Source organism: Streptomyces sp. NBC_00190, assembly GCF_036203305.1.
Taxonomy (GTDB): Bacteria; Actinomycetota; Actinomycetes; order Streptomycetales; family Streptomycetaceae; genus Streptomyces.
Window position 1 is genome coordinate 2,414,787 of record NZ_CP108131.1, and the last position, 19,043, is coordinate 2,433,829.

At 72.2% G+C, this 19,043-nt stretch carries 19 protein-coding genes; 7 read left to right on the plus strand and 12 right to left on the minus strand.

Translation table 11 applies throughout. The features are described from left to right. The first annotated feature begins 51 nt into the window (after positions 1-51). From pknB to OG429_RS11785, 3 genes are all read left to right on the plus strand, one after another. Positions 52-1,959: a Stk1 family PASTA domain-containing Ser/Thr kinase gene (gene pknB / locus OG429_RS11775; RefSeq protein ID WP_328925260.1), complete on the plus strand. Its 1,908-nt coding sequence runs from the start codon at positions 52-54 to the stop codon at positions 1,957-1,959. A gap of 22 nt (positions 1,960-1,981) precedes the next feature. Next, positions 1,982-2,860 carry a deoxyribonuclease IV gene (locus tag OG429_RS11780; RefSeq protein ID WP_328930240.1) on the plus strand — a complete coding sequence of 293 codons (879 nt, stop codon included), beginning with the start codon at positions 1,982-1,984 and terminating at the stop codon, positions 2,858-2,860. Between the two features lie 76 nt (positions 2,861-2,936). Then, the gene (locus OG429_RS11785; protein ID WP_328925261.1) at positions 2,937-3,449 is read left to right on the plus strand and encodes a DUF4396 domain-containing protein; all 513 of its coding nucleotides are present in this window, start codon (positions 2,937-2,939) and stop codon (positions 3,447-3,449) included. A gap of 27 nt (positions 3,450-3,476) precedes the next feature. Here OG429_RS11785 and OG429_RS11790 read toward each other — a convergent pair whose 3' ends face one another. Continuing rightward, complete coding sequence (locus OG429_RS11790) at positions 3,477-4,109, minus strand: sulfite oxidase-like oxidoreductase (protein WP_328925262.1); 633 nt, start codon at positions 4,107-4,109, stop codon at positions 3,477-3,479. Positions 4,110-4,282: 173 nt separating this feature from the next. On the opposite strand from OG429_RS11790, the gene bfr reads away from it, so the two are divergent. Further along, entirely contained in the window at positions 4,283-4,762 is a 480-nt protein-coding gene (gene bfr, locus OG429_RS11795) for a bacterioferritin (protein WP_328925263.1), read from the plus strand. On the opposite strand, the gene OG429_RS11800 is transcribed toward bfr, so the two are convergent. Together OG429_RS11800 and OG429_RS11805 are read right to left on the minus strand one after the other, a co-directional pair. Continuing rightward, on the minus strand, positions 4,759-5,016 hold the full coding sequence (locus tag OG429_RS11800) for a (2Fe-2S)-binding protein (protein ID WP_328925264.1): 258 nt from the start codon (positions 5,014-5,016) through the stop codon (positions 4,759-4,761). The two genes, bfr and OG429_RS11800, sit on opposite strands and share 4 nt — an antisense overlap. A 153-nt stretch (positions 5,017-5,169) precedes the next feature. Beyond that, entirely contained in the window at positions 5,170-6,534 is a 1,365-nt protein-coding gene (locus OG429_RS11805; protein ID WP_405680040.1) for a class II 3-deoxy-7-phosphoheptulonate synthase, read from the minus strand. Between the two features lie 290 nt (positions 6,535-6,824). Here OG429_RS11805 and OG429_RS11810 point away from each other — a divergent pair, with 290 nt between their 5' ends. Next, positions 6,825-8,822 carry a chorismate-binding protein gene (locus OG429_RS11810; protein WP_328925266.1) on the plus strand — a complete coding sequence of 666 codons (1,998 nt, stop codon included), beginning with the start codon at positions 6,825-6,827 and terminating at the stop codon, positions 8,820-8,822. Positions 8,823-8,867: 45 nt separating this feature from the next. On the opposite strand, the gene OG429_RS11815 is transcribed toward OG429_RS11810, so the two are convergent. From OG429_RS11815 to OG429_RS11835, 5 genes are all read right to left on the minus strand, one after another. After that, a complete protein-coding gene (locus OG429_RS11815) occupies positions 8,868-9,872 on the minus strand; it encodes a 2-hydroxyacid dehydrogenase (protein ID WP_328925267.1) in 1,005 nt (334 codons plus the stop codon). A gap of 89 nt (positions 9,873-9,961) precedes the next feature. Continuing rightward, positions 9,962-10,990 (minus strand): 6-phosphofructokinase, encoded by a 1,029-nt coding sequence (locus tag OG429_RS11820; protein WP_328925268.1) that lies wholly within the window; start codon positions 10,988-10,990, stop codon positions 9,962-9,964. A gap of 155 nt (positions 10,991-11,145) precedes the next feature. Then, entirely contained in the window at positions 11,146-11,790 is a 645-nt protein-coding gene (locus OG429_RS11825; RefSeq protein WP_328930241.1) for a response regulator transcription factor, read from the minus strand. A gap of 23 nt (positions 11,791-11,813) precedes the next feature. Further along, positions 11,814-13,025: a MacS family sensor histidine kinase gene (gene macS / locus OG429_RS11830; protein WP_328925269.1), complete on the minus strand. Its 1,212-nt coding sequence runs from the start codon at positions 13,023-13,025 to the stop codon at positions 11,814-11,816. A gap of 31 nt (positions 13,026-13,056) precedes the next feature. Then, complete coding sequence (locus OG429_RS11835) at positions 13,057-13,785, minus strand: lysophospholipid acyltransferase family protein (RefSeq protein ID WP_328925270.1); 729 nt, start codon at positions 13,783-13,785, stop codon at positions 13,057-13,059. Positions 13,786-13,955: 170 nt separating this feature from the next. On the opposite strand from OG429_RS11835, the gene OG429_RS11840 reads away from it, so the two are divergent. Together OG429_RS11840 and OG429_RS11845 are read left to right on the plus strand one after the other, a co-directional pair. Next, positions 13,956-14,735, plus strand: a complete 780-nt coding sequence (locus OG429_RS11840) for an alpha/beta hydrolase (protein WP_328925271.1) — start codon at positions 13,956-13,958, stop codon at positions 14,733-14,735. Continuing rightward, the gene (locus OG429_RS11845; RefSeq protein WP_328925272.1) at positions 14,728-15,306 is read left to right on the plus strand and encodes a hypothetical protein; all 579 of its coding nucleotides are present in this window, start codon (positions 14,728-14,730) and stop codon (positions 15,304-15,306) included. Before OG429_RS11840 ends, OG429_RS11845 begins: the two co-directional genes overlap by 8 nt. Before the next feature lie 126 nt (positions 15,307-15,432). Here the strand turns inward: OG429_RS11845 and OG429_RS11850 are convergent, their stop codons facing one another. The 4 genes from OG429_RS11850 to OG429_RS11865 form a co-directional block, all read right to left on the minus strand. Further along, the gene (locus OG429_RS11850; RefSeq protein WP_328925273.1) at positions 15,433-16,194 is read right to left on the minus strand and encodes an endonuclease/exonuclease/phosphatase family protein; all 762 of its coding nucleotides are present in this window, start codon (positions 16,192-16,194) and stop codon (positions 15,433-15,435) included. Positions 16,195-16,272: 78 nt separating this feature from the next. Further along, on the minus strand, positions 16,273-17,214 hold the full coding sequence (locus OG429_RS11855; protein WP_328925274.1) for an ROK family glucokinase: 942 nt from the start codon (positions 17,212-17,214) through the stop codon (positions 16,273-16,275). Between the two features lie 61 nt (positions 17,215-17,275). Further along, positions 17,276-17,737, minus strand: coding sequence for a DUF5304 domain-containing protein (locus OG429_RS11860; protein WP_328925275.1), 462 nt, complete (start codon positions 17,735-17,737; stop codon positions 17,276-17,278). Positions 17,738-17,828: 91 nt separating this feature from the next. Further along, complete coding sequence (locus OG429_RS11865) at positions 17,829-19,043, minus strand: ArsA family ATPase (RefSeq protein ID WP_328925276.1); 1,215 nt, start codon at positions 19,041-19,043, stop codon at positions 17,829-17,831.

The following is a 19,043-nucleotide window of genomic DNA, read 5'->3' on the forward strand; positions in this document are numbered from 1 at the left end:
AAGCCGACCCACCCCGGCCGGGGGAAGCACACCGGCTCGTAGAATCGCGGCGTGGATACGACCCTGGATGACCCCCTCGTCGGGCGCGTGCTCGACGGCCGCTACCGCATCGACGCCCGCATCGCGGCCGGCGGCATGGCCACGGTCTACCGGGCCGTCGACACCCGCCTCGACCGCGTCCTGGCCCTGAAGGTGATGCACCCGGCCCTCGCGGCGGACGCCGCCTTCGTCGACCGGTTCATCCGGGAGGCGAAGTCCGTGGCCCGGCTCGCCCACCCCAATGTCGTCGCCGTCTTCGACCAGGGCACGGACGGGCCGTACGTCTACCTGGCCATGGAGTACGTCTCCGGCTGCACCCTGCGCGACGTGCTCCGCGAGCGCGGCGCCCTCCAGCCCCGGGCCGCCCTCGACATCCTGGAGCCCGTGCTCGCCGCCCTCGGCGCCGCCCACCGGGCCGGCTTCGTGCACCGCGACATGAAGCCCGAGAACGTCCTGATCGGCGACGACGGCCGGGTCAAGGTCGCCGACTTCGGGCTGGTCCGGTCCGTGGACTCGGTCACCAACACCACCGGGTCCGTCCTCGGCACCGTCTCCTACCTGGCCCCGGAGCAGATCGAGAACGGCGTCACCGACACCCGCGTGGACGTCTACGCCTGCGGTGTCGTCCTCTACGAGATGCTCACCGGGTCCAAGCCTCACACCGGAGGCAGCCCCGCCCAGGTGCTCTTCCAGCACCTCCACGAGGACGTGCCGCCGCCGTCGGCCGCCGTTCCCGGGCTCCCCGTCGGTCTCGACGAGCTCGTCGCGCACGCCGCCGCGCGCAATCCGGAGCTGCGCCCCACCGACGCCGCCGCCCTGCTCGGCCTCACCCGTGAGGCCCGTCTGCAGCTCAGCGACGCCGAGCTGGACGCCGTACCGCCGCAGGCCCGGGCCGGTGAGCGGTCGGCCGCCGAAGACCGCACCGGCGTGATCCCGCGCCCGGTGGGCGCGCAGCAGGCCGTGCACCACACCTCCCGGCTGGAGATGCCGCCTCCGCCGCCCGCCCCGGCCCCGGCCCCGGCTCGGCGCCGGCCGCGCCGCGGCACGCTCCTCACCGTCGTCGGCGTCCTGCTGGCCCTCGGCCTCGGCACGGGCGTCTGGTACATCAACTCCGGCCAGTTCACCCAGGTGCCCAACCTCCTGGGCAAGACCGAGGAGCAGGCCAAGTCCCAGCTGTCCGCGGCCGGACTCGGCGTGAAGCGGGTCGACCGGAAGTTCAGCGACACCTTCGACCGCGGGACGGTGATGAACACCGATCCCGCCGGCGGCCGGCGGATCCGCGGCAACGGCGCGGTGACGCTCACGGTCTCCCGCGGCCCGCAGGTCGTGGCCGTGCCCAACCTGAAGGGCAGGCCGCTGGAGGAGGCCAAGGCCGAGCTGACGAAGGCCGGGCTGGCCCCCGGCATGGTCACGCAGGCCTTCAGCCAGGACGTCGCCCAGGGCTCCGTGATCGGCTCCGACCCGGTCGGCGGCGAGAAGCGGGCCCCCGACACGGCGGTCGCGCTGATCGTGAGCAAGGGCCGCCCGGTACCGGTGCCGAGCGTGGAGGGCGTTCCGTTCGAGCAGGCGCGCTCCGCCCTGGAGGGCCTCGGCCTCAAGGTGGCCACGGCCCCCGAGCAGGTCAGCGCCCCCTCGCCGGCCGGTACGGTCGCCAACCAGTCGGTCGCCGCCGGCACCCAGGCCGCGGCCGGGGACACCGTCACGCTGACCCTCTCCAAGGGCCCCCGCCAGCTCCCGGTCCCGGACGTGACCGGCCAGGAGGTGGACGCGGCACGCAAGGCGCTGGAAGTCGCGGGCTTCAAGGTGAAGGTGGAACGGGCGTTCCTCTCCTTCAGCAAGACCGTGGAGTCCCAGTCGGTGCCCGGCGGCCAGAACGTCGCCGAAGGCACCACGATCATCATCAAGACCAAGGGACTGTAGGTACGTGGAGCACGCCGGGCACATGGAGCAGGACCGCTCGGCTCAGGCCGTGCGCAACCCCGTGGGCGGGCACGTCCCCGTCGCGGGCGGGCTCGCCTCGGTCGGGCTGACGTACGCCCGGGAGATGGGCGCGGAGGCGGTCCAGGTCTTCGTGGCCAATCCGCGCGGCTGGGCGACCCCGGTGGGCAATCCGGCGCAGGACGCGCTCTTCCGGGAGCAGTGCGCGCAGGAGTCCCTGCCCGCCTACGTCCACGCGCCGTACTTGATCAACTTCGGCTCGCACACCGAGGCGACCGTCGAGAAGTCGGTGGAGTCCCTGCGCCACTCGCTGCGCCGGGGCCGGGAGATCGGCGCGCTCGGGGTGGTCGTACACACCGGCTCGGCCACCGGAGGCCGCCCGCGCGAGGTGGCGTACGCGCAGGTCAGGCAGTACATGCTGCCGCTGCTGGACGAGCTGACGCATGACGACGACCCGTTCCTGCTGCTGGAGTCCACGGCCGGGCAGGGCTCTTCGCTGTGCTCTCGCGCCGAGGACTTCGGGCCGTACTTCGAGGCGCTCGACCACCACCCGAAGCTGGGCGTCTGCCTGGACACCTGCCACATCTTCGCGGCCGGACACGATCTGGCGGAGCCGGGCGGTACGAAGCTGACGCTGGACCTGCTGGTGGACACGGTGGGCGAGGGCCGGCTGAAGCTGGTCCACGCGAACGATTCCAAGGAGGGCGTCGGCGCCCACAAGGACCGGCACGCCAACATCGGCCAGGGCCACATCGGCCAGGAGGCCTTCGCGGAGCTGTTCACGCATCCGGCGATGGCGGGCGTACCGCTGATCACCGAAACGCCCGGCGGCAAGGAAGGACACGCGGCGGACGTGGCGCTGCTGAAGCGGCTCCGCCCTTGAGGGAATACCCCTGGGGGGTATACGGTTCCTGCCATATCGGCGGAACCGTTACTCGGCGTTCTCCCAGGGGGTTTCCATGGACCGCACGCACGAGCACCACACGCACGAGCACCACGAGCACGACGCGCACCACGAGCACGCCCACGGCGGCGGAAGGGCCGGCTGGGCCATGGCCGCCGCGGCCACCCTCCACTGCCTCACCGGATGCGCCATCGGCGAGGTGCTCGGCATGGTCATCGGCACCGCGCTGGGCTGGGGGAACGGCGCGACGATGGTCACGGCGATCGTCCTCGCGTTCTTCTTCGGCTACGCGCTCACCCTGCGCGGGATCCTCGCTGCCGGCATCGACCTCCGTACGGCCGTCCGGGTGGCACTCGCCGCGGACACCCTTTCGATCGCCGTCATGGAACTGATCGACAACAGCGTGATCGCCTTGTGGCCGGGCGCGATGGACGCGCACCTGTCGGAGCCGCTGTTCTGGATCGTCCTGACGATCTCGCTGGCGGCCGCCTTCGTGATCACGACCCCGGTCAACAAGTGGATGATCGGCCGCGGCAAGGGCCACGCGGTCGTCCACCGGTACCACTGAGACAGTGGCGGGCCGGGCGGGCCGGCCTCAGAGCTCCGGGCCGTCCCCGGGCTCCTCCTGGTACGAGTAGCGCTGCTCGCGCCAGGGGTCGCCGATGTTGTGGTAGCCCCGCTCCTCCCAGAAGCCCCGGCGGTCGGCGGTCATGTACTCGACGCCGCGGACCCACTTGGGGCCCTTCCAGGCGTACAGGTGCGGGACCACGAGGCGCAGCGGGAAACCGTGCTCGGCGGTGAGCAGTTCACCGCCCTGGTGGGTGGCGAAGACGGTCCTCTCGGAGGCGAAGTCGGCCAGCCGCATGTTGGAGCTGAAGCCGTACTCGGCCCACACCATCACGTGCGTGACCTGCGGCGCCGGCGGCGCCAGGTCGAGAATCGTACGGGCGAGCACACCGCCCCATTCGGCCCCCGGCATGCTGAACTTCGTGACGCAGTGCAGGTCCGCCACGACCGACTCGAACGGCAGGGCCGTGAATTCCTCGTGGTTCCAGCAGTGCTTCTCACCGTCGGCCGTCGCGCCGAAGACGCGGAACTCCCAGCGGTCCGGCTTGAACTTGGGCACGGGACCGTAGTGGGTGACCGGCCAGCCCCGCTGCAACCGCTGCCCCGGTGGAAGCTCCAGCTGCTCTGCTCCCGGAGATTCCCGGCTTTCCGGCTGACCCATGACTCCATGGTGACAGACGTGGCGGGATGGTCATGACCAGCGCCTGACCGAATCGGGCAAGTCGCGGTAACTCCCACTAAGGAGGCACTTACTGGACTGCCCCCGACGGCGGTGCAAGGATGCGCCCACCTACCCCGTCACATGGCTGACATTGCCTGGAAGGAGCCTCTGCGATGCAGGGCGACCCCGAGGTCCTTGAGTTTCTGAACGAGCAGCTGACCGGTGAGCTGACGGCCATCAACCAGTACTGGCTGCACTACCGCATCCAGGACAACAAGGGCTGGACCAAGCTCGCCAAGTACACGCGTGAAGAGTCCATCGACGAGATGAAGCACGCGGACAAGATCACCGAGCGCATCCTGATGCTCGACGGCCTGCCGAACTACCAGCGCCTCTTCCACGTGCGCGTCGGCCAGACGCTCACGGAGATGTTCCAGGCGGACCGGCAGGTCGAGGTCGAGGCGATCGACCGGCTCAAGCGCGGCATCGAGGTCATGCGGGGCAAGGGCGACATCACCTCGGCACGGCTCTTCGAGGAGATCCTGGAGGACGAGGAGCACCACATCGACTACCTCGACACCCAGCTGGAGCTCATCGAGAGCATCGGGGAGCCGCTCTACATCGCGCAGCTGATCGAGCAGCCGGAGAGCTAGGCCGCTTCGGCCAGCGCGGGCTCGGGGACCAGCCGCGGGCCGGCGGCGAGCACGGCCGTCGCGTTGCCCTTCTCCAGCAGTTCCCGGCGCGGGCAGGCCCCACGGCCGAGGAGGCCCTGGATGGCGCGCACGCAGGAGCCGCATTCGGTGCCGGCCTTGGTTGCCGAGGCGATCTGGCGGGGGGTGCAGGCCCCGGCGGCCGCGTGTTCCTTGACCTGCTTGTCGGTGATGCCGAAGCAAGAGCAGACGTACACGCGGTTCACCTCCTGAGCGGATGGTTCTGCAGCCATCCCCGGTGCGGTGAGGCTTACCTAACCGTACCCAAAGTTAGGGTCGCCTAAAAGACCCGGATACGACAGTGGGGCGCGGATCACATCGATCCGCGCCCCACTGTCGTACTTTCCTACTTACTGATCGCGGTACATCTCGGCGACCAGGAACGCCAGGTCCAGGGACTGGCTGCGGTTGAGCCGCGGGTCGCAGGCCGTCTCGTAGCGCTGGTGCAGGTCGTCGACGAAGATCTCGTCGCCGCCGCCCACGCACTCGGTGACGTCGTCACCGGTGAGCTCGACGTGGATGCCGCCCGGGTGCGTGCCGAGCTCCTTGTGGACCTCGAAGAAGCCCTTGACCTCGTCGAGCACGTCGTCGAAACGGCGCGTCTTGTGGCCGGAGGCCGCCTCGAAGGTGTTGCCGTGCATCGGGTCGGTGACCCAGGCGACGGTCGCGCCGGAGGCCGTGACCTTCTCGACCAGCTCGGGGAGCTTGTCGCGGACCTTGTCGGCGCCCATGCGGACGACGAAGGTCAGCCGGCCCGGCTCGCGCTCGGGGTCCAGGCGGTCGATGTACGTCAGCGCCTCGTCCACCGTGGTGGTGGGGCCGAGCTTGATGCCGATCGGGTTGGCGATCTGCGAGCAGAACTCGATGTGCGCGTGGTCCAGCTGGCGGGTGCGCTCGCCGATCCAGACCATGTGGCCCGAGGTGTCGTACAGCTTGCCGGTCCGCGAGTCGGTGCGGGCCAGCGCGCCCTCGTAGTCGAGCAGCAGCGCCTCGTGGGAGGCGTAGAACTCGACGGCCTTGAACTCGGCCGGGTCGGTGCCACAGGCCTTCATGAAGTTCAGCGCGTTGTCGATCTCCCGCGCGAGCTGCTCGTAGCGCTGCCCGGACGGGGAGGACTTCACGAAGTCCTGGTTCCAGGCGTGCACCTGGCGCAGGTCGGCGTAACCACCGGTGGTGAAGGCGCGCACCAGGTTCAGCGTGGAGGCCGACGCGTGGTACATGCGCTTCAGCCGCTCGGGGTCCGGGATCCGGGCCTCTTCGGTGAAGGCGAAGCCGTTGACGGAGTCGCCGCGGTAGGTCGGCAGGGTGACGCCGTCGCGGGTCTCGGTGTCCTTGGAGCGCGGCTTGGAGTACTGGCCCGCGATGCGGCCGACCTTGACGACGGGCACGGAGGCCGCGTAGGTCAGGACGGCGCTCATCTGGAGCAGCGTCTTCAGCTTGGCGCGGATGTGGTCGGCGGACACGGCGTCGAAGGCCTCGGCGCAGTCGCCGCCCTGCAGCAGGAACGCCTCGCCCTTGGCGACGGCTCCCAGGCGGGCGCGCAGCTGGTCGCACTCACCCGCGAAGACGAGCGGAGGATACGACTCGAGGTCCGCGACGACAGCGCGCAGAGCCTCGGCATCGGGGTACGAAGGCTGCTGCGCCGCGGGAAGGTCTCGCCAGGTCGCCTTGGAGGCGGGGGCTTGGGTTTCAGCGTTCACGGTCACCTCGTACACATTACGGCGTCTTGCGCCCCGTCCAGCCCTGTGCCCACTGGGTGAGACAGGTGTCTCTCCGGATCGTTTCCGGCGGCGCGGAGGCTTCGCCTCCGGCAGGGGGTGGGCTATGGTCGCCCGTATGTACGCGCTCTCGAACCAGAACTGGTGGTGGCCCGCTCCCGGCGGCCCACTTCTCGCGCGTACCCACTGACACGCACGACGCGAAGGCCGCCCGAGGGGCGGCCTTCGGTGCTTTCCGGGCCCGGCCGTTCCTCTTCACCACGACCACGGAGAAGGACGCCCGCCCCATGGAACCCAGCCGACTGCTCGACCTCCTCGACGACTCCTGCCCGCCGTTCGCCCTGCTGCGCCGCCGGACCCCCGGTCGCGACCACGACACCGTCGAGGTGCTGATCGGCGCGGTCCACGAGGCCGAGCACCTCGCCGACCTGCCGGTCCGGGAGCTGCCGACCCTCGCACTCGTCCCCTTCCGGCAGATCCGGGAGCGCGGGTTCGACGTACGCGACGACGGCACGCCGCTGAGCGTGCTGGTCGCCGAGGAGGCGTACGAGATCCCGCTCGCCGAGGCCCTGGCGGCCCTGCCGGACCACCCGGTGCGGGTCGAGGACGGCGGCTTCGACGTGCCGGACGAGGAGTACGCGGCCACCGTGGAGCGCGTCATCCGGGACGAGATCGGGCGCGGGGAGGGCGCGAACTTCGTCATCCGGCGCACCTACGAGGGCCGGATCGACGGCTTCGGCCGGGCCGACGCCCTCGCGCTGTTCCGGCGGCTGCTGCTGGGCGAGCGGGGGGCGTACTGGACGTACGTCGTCCACACCGGGCGGCGCACGCTGGTCGGGGCCAGCCCCGAGGTGCACGTGCGGATGTCGGGCGGGAGGAGCGAGCGCGAAGCGCTCTCGGTTGAGGGTGGTGGCGGGCGACGGGTGGGCGGGAGGAGCGAGCGCGAAGCGCTCTCGGTTGAGGGTGGTGGCGGGCGACGGGTGGGCGGGACGGTCGTGATGAACCCGATCAGCGGGACGTACCGCTACCCGCCCGGGGGGCCGACAGCCCAGTCGCTCCTCGCGTTCCTCGGCGACCGCAAGGAGACCGAGGAGCTGTCGATGGTGGTCGACGAGGAGCTCAAGATGATGTGCACCGTCGGCGACATGGGCGGTGTCGTGGTCGGGCCGCGGCTGAAGGAGATGTCCCACCTCGCGCACACCGAGTACGAGCTGCGCGGCCGCTCCTCGCTGGACGTGCGGGAGGTGCTGCGGGAGACGATGTTCGCGGCGACGGTCACCGGCTCGCCGGTGCAGAACGCCTGCCGGGTGATCGAGCGGTACGAGAGCGGGGGGCGCGGCTACTACGCGGGCGCGCTGGCCCTCCTGGGCCTGGACGGCTCCGGGGCGCAGACGCTGGACTCCCCGATCCTGATCCGCACCGCCGACATCGCGGCGGACGGCGTGCTGCGGGTGCCGGTCGGTGCCACGCTCGTGCGGCACTCCGACCCGGCGGGCGAGGTGGCGGAGACCCACGCGAAGGCGGCGGGGGTGCTGGCGGCCCTCGGGGTCCGGGCGGCGGCGCCGCGGCCCGCCTTCGAGGGGGCGCGGCTGGCGGACGATCCCCGGGTGCGGGCGGCGCTGGCGGCCCGGCGGGCGGACCTGGCCCCCTTCTGGCTCCGGATGCAGGAGCAGCCCTCCACCCTGACCGGCCACGCGCTGGTGGTGGACGGCGAGGACACCTTCACGGCGATGCTGGCGCACGTGCTGCGGGTGGCCGGGCTGGAGGTGACCGTACGCCGCTACGACGATCCGGGACTGCGGGCGGCGGCCCTGGCATGGGAGGGCCCGGTCGTGCTGGGTCCCGGCCCGGGGAACCCGGCGGAGTCCTCGGACCCCAAGATGCGGATGCTGCGCGGGCTGGCCGCCGGTCTCCTGGCCGGGCACCGGGGCGGCCTGCTCGGGGTCTGCCTCGGGCATGAGCTGCTGGCGGCCGAGCTGGGGCTTCCGCTGATCCGCAAGGCGGAGCCGGCGCAGGGGGCGCAGACGCGGATCGACCTGTTCGGGACGCGGGAGGTGGCCGGCTTCTACAACACGTACACCGCGCACTGCTCCGACGAGCGGGCCGCCGAGCTGGGCGCGCGCGGCATCGAGGTCTCCCGCGACCCGTCGACGGGCGAGGTGCACGCCGTCCGCTCAGCGTCGGGCGGCTTCGCGGGGGTCCAGTTCCACCCGGAGTCGGTCCTCACCCTCCGCGGCGCCGACCTGCTGCGCGACCTCCTGACGGGCGTCATGGCCCCGGCCTGACCGCCGCGCGGGGCCTTCTCCCCGCCCCGCCGGGGCGGGGAGACGTCACGGAGCGGCCGGCGCCAGGGTGTTCTCCGAGCGGCGGCCCGCCAGGTAGTCCACGACGTTGGCGACGGTGGTGTCGATGATCTGGCCCACCGCGTCGGTCGTGTAGTACGCCTGGTGCGAGGTGACCAGCACGTTCGGGAACGTCATGAGCCGGGCCAGCGTGTCGTCCTCGACGGTCTCCAGGGACTTGTCCAGGAAGAACACCCCGGCCTCCGCCTCGTACACGTCGAGCCCGACTCCCGTGAAGCGGCCGGCCCGCAGTTCCGCGACGAGGGCGTCCGTGTCGATCAGCCCGCCGCGGCTGGTGTTCACCAGGACCGCGTCGTCCTTCATAGTCCGCAGCGCGGCCGCGTCGATGAGGTGGTGCGTCGACTCCAGCAGCGGGACGTGCAGGCTGACCAGTTCCGCGGAGGTGAGCAGCTCGTCCTTGTCCACGTACTTCATGCCCAGCTCCACGCACGCCGGGTTCTGCACGGCGTCCCAGCCCAGCAGGTTCATGCCGAAGCCGTGCGCGATCCTGGTGAACGCCTCGCCGATCTTGCCGGTGCCGAGCACGCCCACGGTGCGGCCCCGCATGTCGCGGCCCATCAGCCCGTTCAGCCGGAAGTCGAAGTCCCTCGTCCGGTTCGCCGCGCGGACGATCCGCCGGTTCACGGCCATGGCCAGGGTCCAGGCGAACTCGGCCACGGAGTACGGGGAGTAGTACGAGACCCGGCTCACCGTCATGCCGAGCTGCCGGGCGACGTCCAGGTCGATGTTGTTGAAGCCGGTGGAGCGCTGCGCGATCATCTTCGTCCCGCCCCCGGCCAGGGTCCGCAGCACCCGCCCGCTCAGATCCGCGTTGACGCTCGACGAGACGACCTCGTACCCGGCCGCGATGGGAGCGGTGTCCTCGGTGAGGAAGACCTCCAGGCAGCGCACCTCGTGGTGCCCCGCGGCCGCGAACGCCCGCTCCAGCAGCGGCCGCTCGTCACCCTGCACCCCGAATGCCAGGATTTCCATGCTCACTCCCGTGCTGCGCGAAGAACCGGACGGTGGGCCGTCGTCACCTTACGGCCGATACGGCCCACAGCCCGCTGACGCGCTCCGGCTCAGCCGAAGAACACGCCGACCTCCTCGTACAGCGCCGGGTCCACGGTCTTCAGCTTCGCCGTCGCATCGGCGATCGGCACCCGCACGATGTCCGTCCCCTTCAGCGCGACCATCTTGCCGAAGTCCCCGTCGCGTACCGCGTCGATCGCGTGCAGCCCGAACCTGGTCGCCAGCCACCGGTCGAAGGCGCTCGGCGTGCCACCGCGCTGGATGTGCCCGAGCACCGTGGTCCGGGCCTCCTTCCCCGTCCGCGCCTCGATCTCCTTGGCCAGCCACTCGCCCACGCCCGACAGCCGGACGTGCCCGAACGAGTCCGTGGTGGCGTCCTTCAGCACCATCTCCCCGTCCTTGGGCATCGCACCCTCCGCGACCACCACGATCGGCGCGTAACTCGCCTTGAACCGGGAGGTCACCCAGGCGCAGACCTGGTCCACGTCGAAGCGCTGCTCCGGGATGAGGATGACGTTGGCGCCGCCCGCGAGCCCCGAGTGCAGGGCGATCCAGCCGGCGTGCCGGCCCATCACCTCGACGACCAGGACCCGCATGTGCGACTCGGCCGTGGTGTGCAGCCGGTCGATGGCCTCGGTGGCGATGCCGACGGCGGTGTCGAAGCCGAAGGTGTAGTCCGTCGCGGACAGGTCGTTGTCGATGGTCTTCGGCACGCCGACGCAGGGGATGCCGTAGTCCTCGTACAGCTTGGCCGCGACTCCGAGGGTGTCCTCGCCACCGATCGCGATGAGCGCGTCGACCTCGCACTTGGCCAGGTTCTCCTTGATCCGCCGCACCCCGTCCTCCACCTTGAACGGGTTGGTGCGGGAGGAACCGAGGATGGTGCCGCCCCGGGGCAGGATGCCGCGGACGGCGGGGATGTCGAGCGGGACGGTGGCCCCCTGGACCGCGCCCCGCCAGCCGTCCTTGAATCCGGTGAACCCGTATCCGTACTCCTGCTCGCCCTTGCGGACGACGGCCCGGATCACCGCGTTGAGCCCGGGGCAGTCGCCGCCGCCGGTCAGCACTCCGACCTTCATCTCAATCTCCCTTCGCCATGACGGTCACGCTAGTGGTGACCCAGGTCACAGCAAGGGGTCTGGAGGGGCAATTCAGGTGGAATCGCGGGGCGTTGCGTACGCCCGTTCACTCGTACGAGGACGTAAGTACGATCGACGGCGCCGGCGACGGCCGCCTACGCGTCGTCGAGGCCCCGCTCTATGGCGTACCGGACGAGCTCCACCCGGTTGTGCAGCTGGAGTTTGCCCAGCGTGTTCTGCACGTGGTTCTGCACCGTGCGGTGGGAGATGACCAGCCGTTCCGCGATCTGCTTGTACGAGAGCCCCTTGGCCACCAGCCGCAGCACCTCGGTCTCACGGTCGGTCAGCTGCGGCGCCTTCGGCTCGTCGGAGGCGGCTGGCGCCGGGTCGGTGGCGAGGCGCCGGTACTCGCCGAGCACCAGTCCGGCCAGGCCCGGGGTGAACACCGGGTCGCCGGCCGCCGTGCGGCGGACCGCGTCGATCAGCTCCTGGGCACCCGCGGACTTGAGCAGGTAGCCGGTCGCGCCGGACTTCACGGCCTCCAGGACGTCCGCGTGCTCGCCGCTGGCCGACAGGACCAGGACCCGCAGCGCCGGGTGGGCGCCGACGAGTTCCTTGCAGACCTGCACGCCCGGCATGCCGGGCAGGTTGAGGTCGAGGACCAGGACGTGCGGGGTGACCGCGCGGGCCCGGCGGACCGCCTCGGGGCCGTCGCCGGCGGTGGCCACCACGTCGAAGCCCGCGGCGGCCAGGTCGCGGGCGACCGCGTCCCGCCACATCGGATGGTCGTCGACGACCATGACCTTGATCTCGTGCGGCTCGCTCACTGGGTCCTCCCCCTCGGTACCTTCAGTTCCACTTCGGTGCCCTGCCCGGGGACGGACACCAGCTCGGCGCTGCCGCCGAGGTCACGCAGTCGGCCGCGGATGGACAGGGCCACCCCCATCCGGCCTTCGCCCTCCGCCTGGTCGAGCCGGCCCGCGGGGATGCCCGGGCCGTCGTCCCGGACCGTGACGATCACCTCGTCGCCCCAGTCCTCGACGAGGATCCAGGCGCTGGCCCCCTCTCCGGCGTGCTTGCGCACGTTGTCGAGGGCGGCGCCGACCGCGGCGGCCAGCTCCTTCGCCGCGGGCACCGGCAGCGGCACCGGGGTGCCCGGCTCCGCGAAGCTCACCTTGGACCCGGCGTGCGGGGCGAGGAGCGTCCGCAGATCCAGCTCGCCGCCTTCGTCCGCGCCCTCGTCCACCTCGTACGCGTCCACCAGCGCGCCGCGCGACTCGTCGCGGGAGATCCGGGAGGGGTGCACCAGGCCGCTGGAGACCAGCGTGCGCAGCGCCACCTCCTGCTCCCCCGCCATCCGGCCCAGCTCGGCAGCCTCGCCGCCCAGCTCGGTGCCGCGCCGCTGGACCATGGCGAGGACCTGGAGGACCCCGTCGTGGATGTCGCGGGCGAGGCGCTCGCGCTCGCGGGTGGCGGCCTCGATCTCCAGGGCGCGGGCGAGGGTGGCCTCACTGGCCCGGGCGACCTCGACGACGTAGCCGATGGCGATGGAGGCGACCCAGACCAGCAGGACGTTGTGCAGGGTGTCCCGCGTGGGGTTGCCGCCGTGGACGGCGATGTTGGCCGCGGCCACGAAGGTGGAGGCGAATCCGGCCCAGCGCCAGCCGCCCTTGAGGGCGAAGGCGAGGACCGATCCCCCGGTCCAGATGGTGGGGAGGGTGGGGCCGCCGCCGGCGATCCGCTCGGCGGTGTCGGCGAGCGGGGTGAGCAGGATCCCGACGAGGGCGACGGTGAGGTCGGCACCCAGGAAGCGCTTGGTGCAGCTGGCCGCGTTCGCCACCTTGCGGTGGGTGGCGAGGGTCCAGACCGCCAGGACGGCGAGGTAGCCGGCCGCGATCCAGGGACGGTCGAACCGCTTGTACGCGGAGACGAACAGCCCGACCGCGTAGAGCATGGTCAGCAGCCGGTAGCCGGTCAGGGCGCGCCACAGCGGCTGCTCCACCGACATGCGCACGACGCGCTCGCGCTTCGCCATCTCCCCCACCCCCGCGGGCGCTGCGCCCGTCCTACTCCGCCTTGCCCTCGGCCTTGTCCGCCGCGGCCTTCTCCGCCTTCTCCGCCTTCTCGGCGTCGGCGATCTGGCGCTTGGCCGCCGTCGCGTAGATGTCGACGTACTCCTGGCCGGACAGCTTCATGATCTCGTACATGACCTCGTCGGTCACCGAGCGCAGGATGAAGCGGTCGCTGTCCATGCCGTGGTAGCGGCTGAAGTCGAGCGGCTTGCCGATCCGGATGCCCGGGCGCATCAGCTTGGGCACCACCTTGCCGGGCGGCTGGATCTTCTCCGTGTCGATCATGGCCACGGGGATCACGGGCGCGCCGGTGGCCAGCGCCACGCGGGCCAGGCCGCCGGGCTTGCCGCGGTAGAGGCGCCCGTCGGGCGAACGCGTGCCCTCGGGGTAGATACCGAACAGCTCGCCGCGCTCGATGACCTCGATACCGCTCTTGATCGCGGCCTCACCGGCCCCGCGCGCGCCGGAACGGTCCACCGGGAGCTGGCCGACGCCCTTGAAGAAGGCGGCCGTCAGCTTGCCCTTGACTCCGGGGGAGGTGAAGTACTCCGCCTTCGCGATGAAGGTGACCTTGCGGTCCAGCACCGCGGGCAGGAAGAAGGAGTCGGAGAAGGACAGGTGGTTGCTCGCGAGGATCGCCGGCCCCTCCGCGGGAATGTTCTCGAGGCCCTCCACCCACGGCCTGAAGGCGAGCTTCAGTGAACCGCCGATGGAGAACTTCATTGCGCCGTAGATCAACTCGAAAGCCTTCCTGTGTCTGTCGAACAGACCTTAACGCCTGGCCGCGCCGGTAGCGGCCCGACGGCCCTGGTCGGTGTCACCCCGGTCGCGTACGGTGAAGTCACACAGAGCAACGCACCCACCCGACGTACATCATGATCAAGGAGACCCTGGTGCCCGTCCTCCCTGGAGCCGAGCCGTTCCGCCACGAGGGTGGAGAGGTCGGCGTCCTCCTCTGCCACGGCTTCACCGGTTCCCCGCAGTCGCTGCGTCCCTGGGCCGAGTATCTGGCCGCGCAGGGGCTCACGGTGTCGCTGCCGCTGCTGCCCGGACACGGCACGCGCTGGCAGGACATGCAGCTCACGGGCTGGCAGGACTGGTACGCCGAGGTGGACCGCGCGCTGCGCGAGCTGCTGGACCGCTGCGAGCAGGTGTTCGTCTTCGGTCTGTCGATGGGTGGCGCGCTGACCCTGCGGCTGGCGGCCAAGCACGGGGACGCCATCAGCGGCATCGTCCTCGTCAACCCGGCCAACAAGGTGCACGACCCGCTCGCCATCACCCTGCCGGTGGCCAAGCACTTCATCCGGTCGACGCCGGGCATCGCCAGCGACATCGCCAAGAAGGGCTCGGAGGAGGTCGGCTACGACCGCGTACCGACCCGGGCCGCGCATTCGCTGCGCAAGTTCCTGCAGCTCGTGGACGCCGAGCTGCCGCAGGTGACGCAGCCCGTGCTGCTGCTGCACAGCCCGCAGGACCACGTCGTCCCGCCGGTCGACTCGGCCCGGGTGCTGGCGCGGATCTCGTCCACCGATGTCACCGAGACCCTCCTGGAACAGAGCTACCACGTCGCGACGTTGGACCATGACGCGGAGCGGATCTTCGCGGACAGCTATGCGTTCATCGGCCGACTGGTGGAGAGCGTGGGCAGGGAGGGGGCGCAGGCGAGTGGCTGAGCACGAGGAGCAGTCGGGCGGGGTTCCGCCGCTGGACGAGGAAGCGGCGTGGGCGGCGATCGTCGCCGGGTACGGGCAGGAGCCGCCGGACCCGCCGGGGTCGCGGCCGTTCAAGCCGATCGAGAACCTCATGCTGCCGGAGGAGGACGTGAAGCCGCTGCCGCCGGAGCCGAAGCCGGATGCGGAGCCCGGGCCGGAGCCTCCCGCCGCGCTGGGCAGCTCGGTGGTCTTCGCCCCGGGGGTGGGCCTCTCCGGCCCGCGCGACCACTCGCTCGCGGAGCCGCAGGACGACGACCTGACCGCGGCCGACCGGGCCGACGAGGGCCATTTCGTCCCCCCGGAGCCGGAGCTCCCGCCGGCGGACACGACGGCGAAGTTCGCGTGGCTCGCGGTGGTCGGCGGGCCGGTGCTGCTGCTGCTGGCGGTGCTCCTGCAGTGGGAGATGACGTGGTGGCTGACGACGCTGGGCATCGGCGGCTTCCTGGGCGGGTTCGCGACGCTCGTGGCGCGCATGTCGCCGCACGACGACGACGATGACGACGACTACCCGGGCCGCGGCGCGGTGGTCTGACCTGGGCCCCGCCCCGGGCCCCGTCGGCGTGTGAGGCGCTGGGGGTCCCCCGGACGGAGTCTGGGGGAGGGTCCGGGGGCCGGGGGCGGAGCCCCCGGCAGCGGCGCCGCACCCGGGGCGGCCGGGCTACGGCGCGGCCGGCAGGTGCAGGGCCGCCAGGACCGGCAGGTGGTCGGTGGCCGAGCGGAGGTCGGCGGGCGAGACGCCCGCCAGCCCGGTCGGGACACCGCAGCCCAGCACCCGCACGCCCCCGGTCGCGAACACCGCGTCGATCCGCCGGTCCGGCGCCTGCGCGGGGAACGTGGGCCCGCCGCCCCACGGCGCCACCTCCCGGCAGTCCTGGAGCTCCGCGGTCAGCCGCTCGAACGCCGGGCCGCCCGGGCCCTCGTTCACATCCAGCGCCGCGATCCCGTACGGCGCGTCCAGGCGGGCCAGCCGCTCCAGCAGCAGCCCGGCCTGGGCCCGGCGCTCCTCCCGCTGGAGCGACAGGTGCGCGGAGACCAGGCCCACGCGCGCGCCGCCGATCCTGACCACCGCCGTGGCGAAGCCCCTGCGGTGCTGGCCGGGCGTGCGCGGCAGCAGCACGTCCTCCGTACGCTCCACGAAGACCCGTAGCGAGCACATCAGCAGCGGACCGGCCGCCGTCGCGCCCCCGCCCAGCACCACCAGGTCGGATTTCGCGGCCAGCCTCGCCGCGTGTTTGCGCCACCGGAAGAACCGCGGCGCCTCCTGCACGAACACGAGGTCCGGCGCGCACGCCCGGATGACCCGGGCCAGCGCCTCCTCGTCGTCGCGCAGCGAGCGGATGTTGTAGCTGAGCACCCGGATCACGGCCGAACCGTCGGGCTCCGTACGAGACTTCGGCAGCGAAGGCAGCAACTGGTCCATGCCCGCAACATACGCAGCTGCCCGCCGCTCCCCCAAGGGGCGCGGCGGGCAGTCACGTACGAAGAAAGCGAAGGAAGCTCAGCCCTGGCGGGCCAGGTCCGCCGCGCCCACGAGTCCGGCCTTCCCGCCCAGCTGGGCGGCGAGGACCTGTGCGTGCGGACGCCACGCGCCGCCGATCAGCCAGCGCTTGAAGGACTTGCGGATCGGGTCGAGGACCAGGTCGCCCTCGTCCGAGACCCCGCCGCCGACGATGAACGCCGACGGGTCGAACAGCGAGGCCAGGTCGGCCAGGCCCGCGCCGGCCCAGCGGGCCAGCTCGCGGAAGGAGTCGATGGCCACCAGGTCACCGGCCCGGGCGGCCTCGCTGATGTGCTTGCCCTCGATGCCGTCGGGGGTGCCGTCGCCGAGGGAGAGGAGGATCGCCGCGTTCTCGGGGGTGGCGTTCGCCCGCTGCTTCGCGTACCGGACGAGCGCGCGCCCGGAGGCGTACTGCTCCCAGCAGCCCTGGCTGCCGCAGCCGCACAGCAGGCCGTCCGGGACGACCCGGATGTGGCCGAACTCGGCGGCGACGCCGAAGCGTCCGCGGCGCAGCTTGTTGCCGATGATGATGCCGCCGCCCAGGCCGGTGCCGAGCGTGATGCAGATGACGTCCTCGTGGCCCTGGCCCGCGCCGAAGCGGTACTCGCCCCAGGCCGCGCAGTTCGCGTCGTTCTCGACGACGACGGGCAGGCCGATGCGCTGCTCGACCTTGTCCTTCAGCGGCTCGTGGCGCCAGTTGATGTTCGGCGCGAAGAGCACGGTGGCGCGCTTGTCGTCCACGTAGCCGGCGGCGCCGATGCCGACGGCGTCGATGGTGTGGTTGCTGCTGACTGCGGAGACGGCGGTGCAGATCGCTTCCGTCACTCCGTCCGCGGTCGGCGGGGTGGGCACCTTGTACGTCTCAAGGATGGTGCCCTCTTCGTCGACCACGCCGGCCGCGATCTTCGTGCCGCCGATGTCGACGCCGATGGTGAGTCCCATTAGTCCCTCGGTTTCCGGTCAAACCCCGCCACGGCCAACGGTACCCGAGGGCGGCCGGGGTTCAGTCGAGATCGATCCGCTCGGTGGGGCCTTCGCCGGGACCTTCTTCGCGGGGGTCGCGCTCCTGGGACCGGCGGGGAGCCGGGGGCTCTCCGCGCGTCCAGCGGCGCTCGTGGCCCTCGACGGCCGAGCGGTAGGCGGCGAGCAGCTCGGAGCCCGCGGCCGCGAGGTGGTCGAAGACTTCGGGGTTGCGCTCGATGACGGGTTTGGCGGCGGTCTTCGCCTGGTTGACGAACTGGCGTACGGCGCCCTGGGCGGCGCCGCCGACGAGCGGGTTGTTCATCCCGGCGACCTTGTCGGCGACGGCTTCGAAGAGCTTGAACAGCTCCTCGGCCGCGGTCCCGGTGGCCCCGCCGTCCCTGCCGCCCTGCCCGCGCAGGCGCTCCTTCTCGGCGGCGAGGTCCTCCGCGCAGGCCTTGGCCCAGGCGTCGTCGTCGGTGGGGCGGTCGGTGGCCTCGCTCATGGCGGACTCTCCTGCGGCGGCTGCTGTGCGTGCGGTACGGGCTACCTTCGACGGTACCCGAACGGGGGTACGCGGATCGGGGCGTGCGGGCTCAGGGCGTGCGGGTGTTGGTACGGGGCCACAGGCCCGGGTCCGGGGTGAAGCGGATGCGGAGCACGTCCTCGGCCAGGGCGGCGCCGGAGACGGTGCAGCGGCGCAGTGCCGCCGGCAGCGGAACGATCCTCCGGTACGGTCCCGCGGTGAGCAGCAGCTCGTCCCCCCGGCGGATCAGGTCGAGGTCGCGCTTGCGGGCGCCGGGCAGCGGTACCGCCCAGACGAGCACCCCGTCCTCGGCGAGCCGGTCCTCGACCGCCCAGGCCCGGCGGGGCGCGGGCGGCTCGGGGACGAGTCCGCCGGCGGCGGCGAGCAGCTCCAGGTCCTGCGGGCCGCGCGGGTCCCGGCCGAGGTGGGCGAGCCGGGTCACCGGGATCTCCCCGGCCCATCCGGCGGTGCACTTCTCCTGCTGGGCGGCGAGCCCGGCGAGCCAGGGGTCGACGGAGCCCTGCGGGAGGAGCCGGTTGGCGACGACGGCGGAGACGGGCAGCTGCTGCAGGGCGAGGCCGAGCCGCCCCAGCCGGATCGCGTCGGCCGCGGCCGGTCCCGGCTCGGCGACCAGCCGCACCTCGGTGCTGTCGGCCTCGATGACGGCCTGGACCGCGGCGAGCTCCTCGTCCCAGCGGGCGGCGGCCTCGTAGAGCCACTGCGCGGGCATGGGCACACCGGCCAGCTGGGCCAGTACGGGCCGCAGGGCGCGGGCGGCCTGCCGCTCGGCGGGGAGCAGCCGGGCGAGGTAGCGGCGCAGCTGGGCGGGGAGGGCGAGGGCGGCCAGGGCCTGGTGGAGCGGGGGCATGTCGACGACGACGAGGTCACACCCCGGCGCCGCGGCGGCCCGCCGCAGGGCGCGCAGCAGCGCGAACTGCTCGGCGCCGGGCAGCTCGGTGAGCTCCTCGGCGCCCAGCGGCCGGGCTCCGACCATGCCGAGGAGGGTGGACCCGCGCTCCTGGAGGGCGACGAGTTCGTCGCGGAACTCCTCGCCGGAGTCCACCCGCGCCACCCGGACCCCGCCGGCCGCCGTGGCGGCCCGCAGGCCCGGTACGACCTCGGCGGACTCCCCCACCGGTTCCCCGGTCAGGGCGGCGAGCGGGTCCGCGACGTCGCCGGACAGCAGCAGCACCCGGTGGCCCTGCCGGGCCGCCGCGAGGGCGGTGGCAGCGGCCACCGTGGTCCGCCCGGCGCCGCCGGGGCCGGTGATCAACAGGGTGTGCAC